11 protein-coding genes are annotated in these 13,773 nt (G+C 72.4%); 3 read left to right on the top strand and 8 right to left on the bottom strand.

Translation table 11 applies throughout. The annotated features are described in order from the left end of the window. From ACSNOK_RS21665 to ACSNOK_RS21640, 6 genes are all read right to left on the bottom strand, one after another. A partial coding sequence (locus ACSNOK_RS21665) for a hypothetical protein (protein ID WP_436782399.1) occupies nt 1-1,704 on the bottom strand: 1,704 nt, incomplete at its 3' end. 67 nt (nt 1,705-1,771) lie between these two features. Next, nucleotides 1,772-2,479, bottom strand: coding sequence for a demethylmenaquinone methyltransferase (locus ACSNOK_RS21660; protein ID WP_436782398.1), 708 nt, complete (start codon nt 2,477-2,479; stop codon nt 1,772-1,774). A gap of 369 nt (nt 2,480-2,848) precedes the next feature. Then, nucleotides 2,849-3,481: a Uma2 family endonuclease gene (locus tag ACSNOK_RS21655; RefSeq protein WP_436782397.1), complete on the bottom strand. Its 633-nt coding sequence runs from the start codon at nt 3,479-3,481 to the stop codon at nt 2,849-2,851. 90 nt (nt 3,482-3,571) lie between these two features. Continuing rightward, the gene (locus ACSNOK_RS21650; protein ID WP_436782396.1) at nt 3,572-4,225 is read right to left on the bottom strand and encodes an amidohydrolase family protein; all 654 of its coding nucleotides are present in this window, start codon (nt 4,223-4,225) and stop codon (nt 3,572-3,574) included. 11 nt (nt 4,226-4,236) lie between these two features. Beyond that, nucleotides 4,237-5,448, bottom strand: a complete 1,212-nt coding sequence (gene mqnC, locus ACSNOK_RS21645) for a cyclic dehypoxanthinyl futalosine synthase (RefSeq protein ID WP_436782395.1) — start codon at nt 5,446-5,448, stop codon at nt 4,237-4,239. 79 nt (nt 5,449-5,527) lie between these two features. Continuing rightward, nucleotides 5,528-7,474, bottom strand: coding sequence for a serine/threonine-protein kinase (locus tag ACSNOK_RS21640; protein WP_436782394.1), 1,947 nt, complete (start codon nt 7,472-7,474; stop codon nt 5,528-5,530). Between the two features lie 164 nt (nt 7,475-7,638). Between ACSNOK_RS21640 and ACSNOK_RS21635 the strand changes: the two genes are divergently transcribed. Then, entirely contained in the window at nt 7,639-8,754 is a 1,116-nt protein-coding gene (locus tag ACSNOK_RS21635; RefSeq protein WP_436782393.1) for an alpha/beta hydrolase, read from the top strand. Nucleotides 8,755-8,857: 103 nt separating this feature from the next. Beyond that, the gene (locus ACSNOK_RS21630; RefSeq protein WP_436782392.1) at nt 8,858-9,952 is read left to right on the top strand and encodes an alpha/beta hydrolase; all 1,095 of its coding nucleotides are present in this window, start codon (nt 8,858-8,860) and stop codon (nt 9,950-9,952) included. 80 nt (nt 9,953-10,032) lie between these two features. Here ACSNOK_RS21630 and ACSNOK_RS21625 read toward each other — a convergent pair whose 3' ends face one another. Further along, nucleotides 10,033-10,845, bottom strand: a complete 813-nt coding sequence (locus tag ACSNOK_RS21625) for a menaquinone biosynthetic enzyme MqnA/MqnD family protein (protein ID WP_436782400.1) — start codon at nt 10,843-10,845, stop codon at nt 10,033-10,035. A 455-nt stretch (nt 10,846-11,300) separates the two neighbouring features. Between ACSNOK_RS21625 and ACSNOK_RS21620 the strand changes: the two genes are divergently transcribed. Then, nucleotides 11,301-11,504: a cold-shock protein gene (locus tag ACSNOK_RS21620; RefSeq protein WP_436782391.1), complete on the top strand. Its 204-nt coding sequence runs from the start codon at nt 11,301-11,303 to the stop codon at nt 11,502-11,504. Nucleotides 11,505-11,850: 346 nt separating this feature from the next. Here the strand turns inward: ACSNOK_RS21620 and ACSNOK_RS21615 are convergent, their stop codons facing one another. Further along, complete coding sequence (locus ACSNOK_RS21615; RefSeq protein WP_436782390.1) at nt 11,851-13,668, bottom strand: AMP-dependent synthetase/ligase; 1,818 nt, start codon at nt 13,666-13,668, stop codon at nt 11,851-11,853. Nucleotides 13,669-13,773: the final 105 nt, after the last annotated feature.

Raw genomic sequence — 13,773 nt, 5'->3', positions numbered from 1 at the left:
CGCCCGGGCCTCCGGCGCCGGGGGCGGTGTCACGGGGGCGCCCGCCGGCGGCGCGAACGGCGCGTGGAACGGCGCCGGAGGCCCGGGCGGGGGCCCGTACGGACCCGCGAACGTCCCGCCACCCTTCCGCCCCTGCGAGAGGAGCACCGCGAGCAGCACCGCGCCGGCCGTCCACAGCATCCCGAAGAGGAACAGCTCGCCGCCGTTCACTCCGAGTTCCGTGTTGGCGAAGCCGCCGATGATGCCGCCGCGGGAACGCCCCTTCCACTCGGACGAGAAGCCCGCAACCAGCCCCAGGAGCCACACCGCCATCAGGAAGAACACCCCTGACAGCACCAGCTCCTTGTTGCCCTCCCGCGCCCGGCGTACCGCCATCAGCGTCAGCGACAGGGCGCAGAGCACGCCCACGGCCACGATCCCGGCCTGGGCCCAGCCGCCCCAGACGTCACCGGCATCGGAGAGGCCGAACTCGTGGCTGCGGCCGAAGGATCCGGAGCCGGACGAGGACCCGAACCACCCGTCGTCGTCTCCGTAGCGGCCGGCGCCGGCCCCGGCCCGGGCGGTCAGGTCCGCACCCCAGGAACCGCCGACGCACACGAGCGCCGCGTTGACCACCAAGGCCAGGATGGCCACCAGAGCCCAGCCGGAGAGGGCGTTCTCCTGGTCGAGCTGGTAGATCAGGACGACGAGCAGGACGGCGGCCCACAGGCCCACGGCCAGTGCGAGGGCGCGCAGGGCCGTGCCTGCCGACCGCAGGACCATCCGCGCGCCGGGGCCGAGCCGGGTGAGGACGGCGTCCCGGGACAGCACGCCGCCGCTGACCAGCGTGGTGAGCGCGAAGGTGAACAGCGCGGCGAGCACAGGCGTGGTGGAGACCCCGCCGTCGATCCAGTCCGGCTGCCCGTACAGCCCGAACACCAGCACCAACACGCCGGCCACGATGCCGATGCGCGGCGCGGCGTCGAGGCCGGCGCCGGCCGGCCGGGCCCGGCGCAGCCAACGGGCGCCGAGGACCACGGCGACCGTCCACAGGACCGTCATCGTCAGCAGCCAGAACGATATGGACCCGCTGACCCGCGACGACTCGTAGGACCCCGCGTCGCCCTCGATGTCGGCGGTGCCGCCGAGCCCTTGCACCAGGACGGCGATCACCACCTTGAACCGCTCGGTCCAGGACACGGCGCCGTCGTCGGAGTCTCCGGAGCCGGAGTCGGAGCCCGGCCAGTCGGACGAGCCCGAGTCCGAGGAGTCCGAGCCCCAGGACGGCGCGGAGAAGCCGATCGCGAGGAGCAGCAGCAGGGCCACCGGCCACAGGGCCGCCAGCGCCGAACCCGCCCAGTCGCCGGTGAACACCCGGCGCAGGAACACGGCGACGGGCCCCGGCGGGGCCGGCACACCCGGCGGCGCGGCCGGCGGCGGGCCATAGGCTCCGGCGGTCCCGGCGGGCGCGGCGTACGGCGGCGCGGCGGGCGGCGGCCCGAACGGCGGGGGCGTCGCGCCGGGCGGAGGCGGTGCGCCGGGCGGAGGCGATGCGGTGGGTGGCCCGGCGGGCGGTGGTGGCGTGGCGGGCCGGGCCGGCGCCGGGGTGGCGTCCGCCGCCCCGCCACCGGCCGCCTCCACCACGGGCCGCTCCTTGCCGCACGCCATGCAGAAGCGGGCACCGGCCGTGAAGGCGGCCCCACAAGACGGGCAGAACGACGTCATAAACGCTCCGGTGACTCGGTGTCTCCCGGCCTGTACAGGAAAGCCGAGGCCGGAACCTTACCGAACGTCAGCCGGCGGGAGAGGCCGCTTTCCTGCCCCGGTGCAGGGCGACGATCCCGCCCGCCAGGTTGCGCCACGCCACGTCCGTCCAGCCGGCCTTCAGCAGCCGCCCGGCGAGCGCCGGCTGGTCCGGCCAGGCGGGGATCGACTCGGCGAGGTAGACGTACGCGTCCGGGCTGCTGCTCACCGCGCGCGCGACCGTCGGCAGGGCCCGCATCAGGTACTCGGTGTAGACGGTGCGGAAGGGCTTCCAGGTGGGGTGGCTGAACTCGCAGATCACCACCCGGCCCCCGGGCTTGGTCACGCGCAGCATCTCGCGCAGCGCCGCGTCCGTGTCCTGCACGTTGCGAAGGCCGTAGGAGATGGTGACGGCGTCGAACACCCCGTCCGCGAACGGCAGTCGGGTCGCGTCACCGGCGGTCAGCGGCATCCAGGGGTGCCGCTTCTTGCCCTCGCGCAGCATGCCCAGCGAGAAGTCGCAGGGGACGACGTACGCGCCGTCGGCGCTGAACGGGATCGACGAGGTGCCCGTGCCGGCCGCGAGGTCCAGCACCTTCTCCCCCGGGCGTCCCGCGACGGCGGCCGCCACGTGCTTGCGCCACCGCCGGGCCTGGCCCAGCGAGATCACGTCGTTGGTCAGGTCGTACTTGGCCGCCACGTCGTCGAACATCGCGGCGACTTCGTGCGGCTGCTTGTCCAGGGAGGCTCGGGTCACGCCCCCATTCTTCACCTCCGCCCCCTTCCGCCGGACACAGGGGCCTCTGGACGGCCCGGCCGCTCCGCGACGACGTCACTCTCCACGGCACGGTGAGCGCCTTTCCTGCGAGCCCCCGCGCCCCCAGGTCCACCGGCACACCCCCGGGATCCGGCACCGCCCGTCGACGGCCGCCGTCCCCGTACCGATGGCACAGCTCTTCCGGCCGGCCGTCACACGGCCGGGCCCTCCACTCCGCACCGCGGACGACCGGAGCGGCCGGCCCGCGGTGATCACTCTGCCGGAGAAAGCGGAGGGGAGGCTTCTCCTTGACGGACTGCTGACGCCTTCGGGGGCGCCCGCTACGGATCCTTGACGGGAGCGTCGCCCTCAGAGCTCGACCAGCGCCGCCAGGTCGATGACGATGGGGAACGGCCGGTCCGTCTCCAGCTTGCCCGTGTGCACCGGCCGGTCGGGAGCCGAGACGTACTGCCCGGTCTCCTTGTGCAGCCAGAACTCGTGCACCTCCGGCAGCCCGTCCTCGCCGCGCTCGACGCGCCAGTAGTTCCTCACCCCGGCGGAGGCGTACAGGGCGGGCTTGCGGACGCGGTCGTCCTGGCGGGAGCCGGGGGAGACGACCTCGACGACGAGCACGGCCTTCTCCACCGGCAGGTGCTTCGCCTGAAAGACGTCCCAGCCTCTCCTGTCGAACACGACTACGTCGGGAACCGGAGGGTTCTGCTCATCGATCAGGACACATTGCTCGTCCAAGGCCGCGTAGTGCCCGGTCACGCACCCTTTCAATTGCTGTTTGATGTTGGAACGAACCACGTTGTGCCATGCTGAGGGCCTCCCCCTGACCACGATCACTCCGTCCACGAGCTCCCAGTCGAACGGCAGCTCCAGGTCCTCCACCTGGTCCACCGTCCATCCGTTCTCCGGTGGGAACATCCAGTTCTCAGGAGTGGCCTTCTCCGGCTCGGCGGCCTGCTCCAGCCGTTCTGCGATCATCACTGCTCCCATGAACGCGAGTGTGGACGCGCGTGCGGACCGCGGTCCTGGATACGACGGTACCGTCACCCGATGTGATGAGCGGGGCGCACCGCGCCGCCCTCAGGCGCCCCGGTAGACGAGCCGTCCGCCCAGCACCGTGGCCACACACGTTCCCGCCCCCGCCGCCACCAGCCCCGCCTCGTCCGGGACGTCGAACGCGGCCAGGTCGGCGCGGCCGCCGACGGTCAGGGGGGCGGGGATCACGTCGGCCAAGGCGGACGCGCCGCGGAACGGGTCGAGGTCCGGCGGCTCGGCGAGGATGCCGGGGGCAAGGGTCGCCGGGACCTCGCGCAGTCCCGAGCGGGAGACGGCCGTACGGACCACCGTGTCGCGGAAGGGCCCGCCGACCGCCGTCGTGCCGTAGCGCAGCATGCGCTGGAGGCCCCGCCGGACACTGCCCGACCTGCGGGTCTCCGTCATCTCCAGGGCCGCGAGGCGGTCGCCGGTCAGCGGCCGGTCGCCGAGGTCGTCGTACTCGCGCGGGTCCGGGTGGTAGGCGCGGGTCAGCAGCCACAGGCCGTGCCACTGCCGGAGGCCGGGCGTGAGCACGCCCGGCCAGCGCCGCACCCGCGCGCCCGGGTACGCCGCCGTCACCTCGTCGAGCGGCCCGAGGGCCGCGACGGCCCCGCCGTCGACCAGGACGGCGCCGCCGGGCACGGGCCGCGCCGCCGGATCGCCGGTCAGCAGCAGCCCGGCCGCGTGGATCGTCAGCACCGGAGCGGGCCTCAGTCGGCGGCGACGAGCTTGAGCTCCGGGTGGGCCGTGCCGCCCTCGATCGCCGTGGAGGACAGGTGCGAGACGACACGGTCGTCGACGGGGTCGTTCGCCGGGTCGTCGTGGACCACGATGTGTTCGTACGTCGTCGTCCGCTGCGCGGGGACGCGGCCCGCCTTGCGGATCAGGTCGATGATCTCCTGCCGGTTCGAGCGGTGCTTGGCGCCCGCCGACGAGACGACGTTCTCCTCCAGCATGATCGAGCCCAGGTCGTCCGCGCCGTAGTGCAGCGACAGCTGGCCGACCTCCTTGCCCGTGGTCAGCCAGGAGCCCTGGATGTGGGCGACGTTGTCGAGGAACAGCCGCGCGATGGAGATCATGCGCAGGTACTCGAAGATCGTGGCCTGCGTCCGGCCCTTCAGGTGGTTGTTCTCGGGCTGGTAGGTGTACGGGATGAACGCGCGGAAGCCGCCCGTGCGGTCCTGCACGTCACGGATCATCCGCAGGTGCTCGATCCGCTCGGCGTTGGTCTCGCCGGTGCCCATCAGCATGGTGGAGGTCGACTCGACGCCCAGGTTGTGGGCGATCTCCATGATCTCCAGCCAGCGCTCGCCCGACTCCTTCAGCGGCGCGATGGCCTTGCGCGGCCGCTCCGGCAGCAGCTCGGCGCCGGCGCCCGCGAACGAGTCCAGACCGGCGGCGTGGATGCGGCGGATCGCCTCCTCGGCGGAGACGCCCGAGATCCGCGCCATGTGGTCGACCTCGGAGGCGCCCAGCGAGTGGATCACGAGCTGCGGGAACGCCTTCTTGATCGCGGAGAAGTGCTCCTCGTAGTACTCGACCCCGTACTCCGGGTGGTGGCCGCCCTGGAACATGATCTGCGTGCCGCCCAGCTCCACGGTCTCCGCGCAGCGGCGCAGGATGTCGTCGAGGGGCCGCGTCCAGACCTTGTCGCTCTTCGGCGGGGCGTAGAAGGCACAGAACTTGCACGCCGTGACGCACGAGTTCGTGTAGTTGATGTTGCGCTCGATGATGTACGTCGCGATGTGCTCGGTACCCGCGTAACGGCGTCGGCGCACGGCGTCGGCGGCCGCGCCCAGCGCGTGCAGCGGAGCGGACCGGTAGAGGACGAGCGCCTCCTCCGGGGTGATCCGCCCGCCGTCGGCGGCGCGGTCGAGGACGGCTGCGATCTCAGAGGGCGAGAGGTCGGCGTTCTCTGTCACCGTGCGTCCCTTCGGAGGGGGTTCGTCAAGACCGAACCAGCCTACGCCAGGGGTCCGACAGCCCCGGGGGCGGCCGGGGTCAGCCGCCGCCGGTGCGGGTGAGGGTGGCGGTGGGGGAGCCGCCCTTCTTGTCGTCGGACGCGTAGGAGAGTCTGCCGTCGGAGGTGAGGGTGTAGACGAGCGTCGCCTCGTTGCCCGTGCAGCCGGGGGCCTTCGGCCCGTCGGTGACCTCGGTGAGCGTGATCTTCGTGGCGCTCGCCGACTTCAGCACCGCCTTGGCCCGGCACTGGTAGACACCCATGATGTCGTAGGTGTTCCGGACGACGTACTCGCCCTCGGCGCCCTGACTGATGACGCTGACCACCGAGCCGTTGGGGAACCCGTTGCTCTGCGTGATCCCCCCGGTCCAGGTCCCCACGAACCCCCCGGGCACCACCCCGTTCCTCCCGGACGCCGCGCGGTCGTTCCGCTTCGCCCCGGAACCCCGGCTCCGGTCCTTCCCGCCGTCCCCGTCGAACGGCCACATGCCCTGCCCCAGCAGCAGGGCGAGGACGAGCGCCACCGCCCCGGCCGCCGCCAGACCGAACAGCAGCGCCCGGCGTCGCGCGCTCCGCTTCGCCGGTGCCGCCTTCCCGCCCGGCGCGTCCCCCCGGTCCCCGTAGGGGCCCCGGTCGCTGTAGGGGCCGGCACCCGGCCCGCCGTGGCTCTTCGCCCCGGAGGGGTCGTACGGGGAGACGTCGTACGGGCCGCCGGAGCCGTACGCGCCCGGGCCCGCCCCGGCACCCGTCCCCGGGCCCTCGCGGAAGCCGTACGCCGCGCCCGGACCGCTGCCGTCCCGTACGGGTATCGGGCCGCCGGGCCACGCCTCGTAGGAGGAGGGCCCGGACCCGGAGGAGGGCCCGGCGGACGGACCGGAGGCACCGGGGGACGGACCGGAGGCACCGCCGTGCCCACCCGGGCCGTGCCCGTTCCCCGCCAGCGCCGGCCCGCCGCCCCACTCCGTCGGCGCGTAGCCGAGCGCCGGCCCGAAGGTGCCGGTGGGAGCGGACCCATCGGGCCCACCCGAAACGCCGTTCTCGCCGACCGGTTCGGAAGACGCCCCGGGCGCCCCCGGATCCCCCTCCCACCCCTCCAGCCCCAGCAGCTCCACCGCCTGCCGGCTCACCTGCTCCACCAGCGGCGCGGGCAGCCAGCCCGGACCGACGAGGGCGCCCGCCGGGCGGCCGTCGGTGAGCCGGCGCAGCAGGTCGGCGGGGGCAGGGCGGTCGGCCGGGTCCTTGGCGAGGCAGGCCGTCACCAGCTCGCGGAGCTCCCCGGTCAGGCCCGGCCCGAGCTCCGGATCGCCGTGGACCACGCGGTAGTTGATCGACGCGTGGTGCTCGCCGGGGAACGGCGGGCCGCCCCCGGCGGCGAAGGCGAGGACCGCGCCGAGCGAGAAGACGTCCGCCGCCCCGGTCAGCGGGCGGCCCAGCACCTGCTCGGGCGCCATGTACCCGGACGAGCCGATCACGACGCCGGTGGCGGTGAGCGAGGTCGTGCCGTCCATGGCCCGGGCGATACCGAAGTCGATCAGCCGCGGACCGTCGAGCGGCAGCAGCACGTTGGAGGGCTTGACGTCCCGGTGGACGAGGCCCAGCCCGTGCACGGCGGCCAGCGCCTCGGCCAGCCCGGCGCCCACCGCGCGGACGGCAGGCTCGGGCAGCGGCCCGACGTCGGCGACCGCCCGGTCCAGGGAGGGCCCGGCCACGTACCCCGTCACCACCCAGGGCACCGGCGCGCCCGGGTCCGCGTCCAGGACGGGCGCGGTCCAGGCGCCGCCGACCCGCCGCGCCGTCTCCACCTCGCGCCGGAAGCGCGAGCGGAACTCCTCGTCGAGGGCGAGCCGCGGGTGCACGACCTTCACCGCCACCGTCCGGCCGCCCGCGGTGCGGCCCACGTAGACCCGGCCCATGCCGCCCGCGCCGAGCACGCCCAGCAGCCGGTACGGGCCGACGGCGCGCGGATCTTCCTCCAGCAACGGCCGCATCGGGACCTTCGCCTCCCCCCAGAAGGGGCCGTCCGCCCCCGATTTTCAGCCTATGACTCAATTCATGGCCTGTCCCAGGAACCCGCCTCCCGGGTTTGCCCATCCACTAGGACGGAACAAACCGTCATGTCCTTCGGGGCAGCAGAATCGTCCGGAGCGACGCGATGACGCACTCGAACGGGTCCTACCGGGGCCAGAGCCGCCGGCGGGCCTCCGGCCGCAAACGCTGGATCATAGTGGCGGCTTCCATAGCCGTCCTCGGCCTGATAACCACCGGTGTCCTGAAGTACCTGGAGATCGGCCCCTTCTCCCGGAAGGGCGAGCCGGTCAGTTTCGGTCAGGACATTCCGGCGGGCGGCGGTCAGGCCGGGGGGAACGACGGCGGCAAGCCCGCCCAGCCGGCCGACTCCAAGGTCGCGATGCCGACGGGCCCGGCGGCCCCGTTCAAGAACGCCAACACCCTGAGCGACGGCACCGAGATCGGCGTGGTCACCTACCACGGCAAGAAGTCCGGGTTCACCGGCAAGGTCTGGGTCTGGGCGCCGAAGCAGTACAAGGACCCGAAGTACAAGAAGAGCGGCTTCCCGGTGCTGATCGCACTGCCCGGCGGCCCCGGCTTCCCGATGAACTACTGGATGGGCACCGACCTCGGCCTGGAGTCGAGCGTCGCCAAGTGGTCCGAGGAGGGCACGGGCAAGCCCTTCATCATCGCGATGCCCGTCCTGAACCCGCAGAACGCCGACCCGCTGTACTGGGACGGCAGTGACATCCCGGGCCAGCCGAAGATGGGCACCTGGCTGACCGAGGACGTCCCCCAGCTGATCAAGGAGAACTTCCGGACGATCAAGTCCCGGGACGGCTGGGCGTTCATGGGCTCCTCCACCGGCGGCTTCGCGGGCCTGAAGGCCGTGCTGAAGCACCCGGACAAGTTCAAGGCCGTCATCGCCTCCGGCCCGGACATCGTCCCCGACTCCCGGCTGTGGAACGGCCACCCCAAGGAGATGGCCGCCAACAACCCGGAGGTCCTCTCCAAGAAGCTGATCGCCAAGGGCGGCCCGGACGTCTACCTCGCCTTCCAGTACGGCACCCTTGAAGGAACCGTGAAGGGGAAGGTGGACAAGTACATCGCCACCTACGGCAACAAGGGCCCCATCCACACCCACCTCCAGGTCATCCAGGGCGGCAAGCACGACGCCAGGACCTATGTGAAGGGCATGGACCAGGGCAGCATGAAGTGGATCAGCGAGCACATCTCGGGACCGGTCGAGGCCACCTCCTGATCTCCGCCGCGGGGCCCCCTGGCCCCGCGGCCACGCCGCGCCCGGCCCGTACGGAACAGACCGCCATGTCCTTCGGGACAGCAGAAACGTCCAGAGGGACAGGATGAGCAACTCAGCCAACGGCGCCTACCAGTCGCGGGGCCACCGCAGGGCCACGCGGGCGAAGCGCTGGTTCCTGGTCGCGGTGTGCATAGCCGTGCTCGGCGCGATCGCCTACCCGGTGCTGAACTACTTCGACGTGTTCTCCGACAAGGGCGACCCGATCTCCTTCGACGACGGGTCCGGCGGGAAGAACGGCGGCGGGAAGCCCGGTTCGAAGGCACTGATGCCGACCGGCCCGAAGGCCGACTTCAAGATCTCCGGCACGGTTCAGGACGGCAGCAAGATCGCCGTCACCACGTACCAGGGGAAGAAGTCCGGCTTCACGGGCAAGGTGTGGGTCTGGGCGCCCGAGGAGTACAAGGACCCGAAGTACAAGGACAGCGGTTTCCCGGTACTGATCGCGCTGCCGGGCGGCGCGGGGTTCCCCAACAACTACTGGATGGGCGCGGACCTCAAGCTGGAGGACTCCGTCCAGAAGTGGGCGAAGGCCGGCAAGAGCCTGCCCTTCATCATCGCCATGCCGGTCCTCAACCCGGAGAACCACGACAAGCCCGGGGACAAGACGCCCGGCCGCTACTGGGACGGCAGTGACATCCCGGGCCAGCCGAAGATGGGCACCTGGCTGACCGAGGACGTCCCCCAGCTGATCAAGGAGAACTTCCGGACGATCAAGTCCCGGGACGGCTGGGCGTTCATGGGCTCCTCCACCGGCGGCACCGCCGGCCTCAAGGCCGTCCTGCAGAAGCCGGACAAGTTCAAGGCCGTCATCGCCTCCGGCCCGGACATCGTCCCCGACTCGCTCCTCTGGAAGGGCCACGAGAAGGAGCGGGCGGACAACAACTCCAAGGTCCTCGCCCAGCGGCTGATCGCCAAGGGCGGCCCGGAGGTCTACCTGGGCATCCAGGTCGGCGGGAACGAGCCGGTCAAGCCGCCGATCGACGCCTTCGTCGCCGCGTACGGCAACAAGGGCCCGGTGAAGACGAAGTACCACGTCATCCAGGGCGGCGAACACAACGCCAAGACGTATGTGCCCAACATGGAGTCCGGCGGCCTGATCCAGTGGATCAGCGAGCACATGCAGGGGCCCGTCGCCTGACACCCGCCGGACCCCACCGACGGGAGCCCGCCACCGGCGAACCCCCACGAGCATGGAGCCCTGACCCCTCCCCCAAGGGGTCAGGGCTCCAGCAGTTCCACCCGGACGTCGGCGGGGAAGCCGGTCGTCGGCCCGGTGCGGCGGGCGAACTCCATGACGCCCTCCAGCTGCCGGGGCCCGAAGCGGAAGTCGAGCGTGGTGAAGTAGCGCTCCAGCAGCTCCGCGTCGAACGCCTCCCAGCGCGCCGCCTGCTCGGCCACCTTGCCGACCTCCTCCAGGGACAGGTCACGGGAGGCCAGGAACGCCTGGTGCACCTTGCGGACGGTCTCCGGCTCGCGGGCCAGGTAGTCGCGGCGCACGGCCCACACCGCGAAGACGAACGGCAGGCCCGTCCACTCCTTCCACATCCGCCCCAGGTCGTGGACCTCCAGGCCGAGCTTGGGCGCGTAGTGCAGGGAAGCCCGCAGCGCGGCGTCGCCGATGAGCACGGCGGCGTCCGCCTCGCGCATCATCAGGCTCAGGTCGGGCGGGCAGGTGAAGTACTCCGGCTCCACCCCGATCTGCTCGGAGAGCAGCAGCTGCGCCAGGCGCACGGAGGTGCGGGAGGTGGAGCCGAGGGCGACACGCGCCCCGTCGAGCTCCTTCAACGGCACCTGCGAGACGAGCATGCAGGACATCACCGGACCGTCGCAGCCGACGGCGATGTCCGGCATGGCGACCAGCTCGTCCGCGTGGCGCAGGTACTCGACGAGGGTCACCGGGCCGATGTCCAGGTCACCCCGGATGATCGCCTCGCTGAGCCGCTCGGGGGTGTCCTTGGACAGGTCGAGGTCGAGCAGCGCCCCGGTCCGGGCGAGCCCCCAGTACAGCGGCAGACAGTTCAGGAACTGGATGTGGCCGACGCGGGGGCGGACGCGCCGCTTCGGGGCCGGGCAGGCATCGTGCGGAGCGCGGGACTCCGGGGTACGCGGTCCCTGGGCTTCCGCTGCGGGTGCGCCGGCCGCCGGTGCGGGTGTGGCCGAGGCGTCGGGTACGGGTGCGTCGGATGCTGAATTGTCCACATCCGGAGGCTAGCCCCGCGCCCTTCGGGCCACCCGCGCGGGGGGTGCGGACGGGGTCGCGTCCGACGGACGAGCTTTTCCTCCTTTGGCGGACCGAAAACCCACCTTGAGCGTGATCTTCAACTCTTCCGCCGCAAGAAGGCTCCGTGCTACGCTCACCGCAAGTTGCAGTTTGGTTTCCCTTGCAGTACAGAGCCTGCGGAGCATGTAACCCGCAGGCTTTCGTCGTTTTAGGACTTCTCGCAGGTTCTGGAGCAGGGCAACCCTTTGGGCCCAAGGAGGGCTTTATGGCTACCGGAACCGTGAAGTGGTTCAACGCTGAAAAGGGCTTTGGCTTCATCGCCCAGGACGGCGGGGGCCCCGACGTCTTCGTCCACTACTCCGCGATCAACGCCTCCGGCTTCCGCTCCCTCGAGGAGAACCAGCCGGTGACCTTCGACGTCACCCAGGGCCCCAAGGGCCCGCAGGCCGAGAACGTCACCCCCCAGTAACACGGGACCGGCCCTCGCGGGCCGGCGAGCGGTGACCGGCCGGTCGCGGTCGATACACAGCACCACCAAGGAGCCCTGCCCCGCCGTCGAAACGGCGAGGCAGGGCTCCTGCCTTTGCGCCGTCGTGTGCGCGCGCCACCGCACCTTGGGGCCAGAGCCACCGGAGGGTTACGGCCGCGGATCGGTGCTCCACCCGCGGACCGGCTCCCGGAGAACGGACTTCTCCCCCGCCTCCCCCGTCTCGGGCGACGCACCGCGATCGCTTCCGTGATCGGGATTTCCGCATTTTCCCGCCCCGGGCGTCCCTCCCGCCGCAAATCACCCGCCGCGTTTGTTTAACACTTTCTTAACTTCGTACTTTCATACAGCTCTCGTACAGCGCGTCGATTTCTCCGGCATGACGTTCGAGGATTACCGAACGGCGCAGTTTGAGGGTCGGCGTCAGCTCCCCGCTCTCCACCCCGAAATCCCCCGGCAGGATCGTGAACGCCCGGATCCTGGCGGGCCCGGCCGAACGGGCGTTCACGGCGTCCACCGCCTCCTGGCACAGCCGCCGTACGGCCGGGTGGCGCTCCGGCCCCTCGGGCCCCAGGTCGACGCCCTCCCGGGCCGCCCAGCCGGCGATCACGGCGGCGTCCAGAGTGAGCAGCGCGACCGGGTACGGGCGGCGGTCGCCGACCAGTACCGCGTGTGAGATCCAGCGGGACCTCCGGAGGGCGGCCTCGGGGAGGGCGGGCGTGATGTTCTTGCCGCTCGATGTGATGACGAGGTCCTTCTTGCGGCCGGTGACGGTCAGGAAACCGTCGGAGTCCAGCGCGCCGAGGTCCCCGGTACGCAGCCGGCCGTCCTCGTCCAGGACGGCGGCGGTCGCGTCCGGATCGCGGTGGTAACCGGGGAAGACCCCCGGCCCCCGCACGAGGATCTCGCCGTCCGGCGCCACCCACACCTCGCAGCCGGGCACCGGCCGGCCGACCGTGCCCGGCCGGTACGCCCCCGGCCGGTTCAGCGAGACCACTCCGGCCGTCTCGGTCATCCCGTACCCCTCGTTCACCAGGACGCCGCAGGCGCGGAGGAAGTCCAGGGTGTCCGGGGCGATGGGCGCGGCCCCGGTCAGGGCCCAGCGCAGCCGCCCGCCGAAGACCTCCCGCACCGGAGCGAACACCCGTTCCTCGGCGGCCTCCCAGGCGGCCCGCAGCGGCCCGTCCGGCTCCTCTCCGCGCTCGCGCAGGGCGGCGACCCGGAGGCCGGTCCGCACGGCCGCCGCGAGCCGCTCCCGCCCGTCCGGCCCCTCGGCGTCGGCCATGGCCAGGGCCATGCCGTGCACCTTCTCGAAGAGGCGGGGCACGGACGGCAGATGCGTCGGCCGCGCCGCGGCGAGGCCGGCGATGATGTCCTCGCTCCGGCCGCCGTGGTAGCAGAGCGTCGCGCCCCTCAGCAGGGTGCCGAACTGCACCAGCTGCGCCAGCAGATGGGCGAGGGGGAGGTAGAGGTACATGCTGTCGCCGGGCTCGTACGCGATGAAGTCGGCGGTCGCGTCGTGGGCCGCGACGAGGTTGCCGTGGGTCAGCCGGCAGCCCTTGGGGAGCCCGGTGCTGCCGGAGGTGTAGACGATGCCGCACAGGTCGGAGGCGGTCACCCGGCCGGTACGGGCGAGGAGCTCGGCGACGGAGGCGGTGGGCGCGATCGCTCCCAGCGCCACGACGTCCGCCCCCGCTCGGGCACTGCCTGGGGCCCCCTCCATGACGACCACGTGCCGCGGCCCCGACCCCCGGGCGCGGAGCGCGGCGATCCGGGCCGCCTGGGCCGCGTCCTCGGCGACGGCCACGCTCGCGGCGGAGTCGGACAGCACCCAGGCGAGCTCCTCGTCCCCGGCCGTCGGGTAGACGGGCACCACGACGGCGCCGGCGGCGAGCGCCGCGAGCTGGACGTACGTCCACTCGGGACGGGTACGGGCGAGGACGGCGACCCGGTCACCGGGCCGCACCCCGAGGGTGAGCAGGGCGCGCCCGACGGTCCGTACGGTGTCGCGCAGCTCCTCGTAGCCGACGTCCGTCGGGGCGCCGCCGGCGCCGTCCGGCGCGGAGAAGCGGAGGGCCGGGCGGCCGGCGTAACGGTCGGCCGCCCACTCGGCGAGCGGGGCGAGCGTGCGCGGTCGGTCGGGCATGATGCCTCCGCTGGTCGGACCTACGGTCGGGTCTACGGCCGGGCGTTCGCGGCCGGGCGAGGGCCCCGGGGGACTACCTCGCCGCCCCGCCCCTCACTCCCCCAC

The sequence above is a fragment of the Streptomyces sp. URMC 126 genome, assembly GCF_051386555.1.
GTDB lineage: Bacteria > Actinomycetota > Actinomycetes > Streptomycetales > Streptomycetaceae > Streptomyces.
The sequence above is the reverse complement of the archived record's forward strand: the minus strand, read 5'-3'. Positions and strand labels throughout refer to the sequence as shown.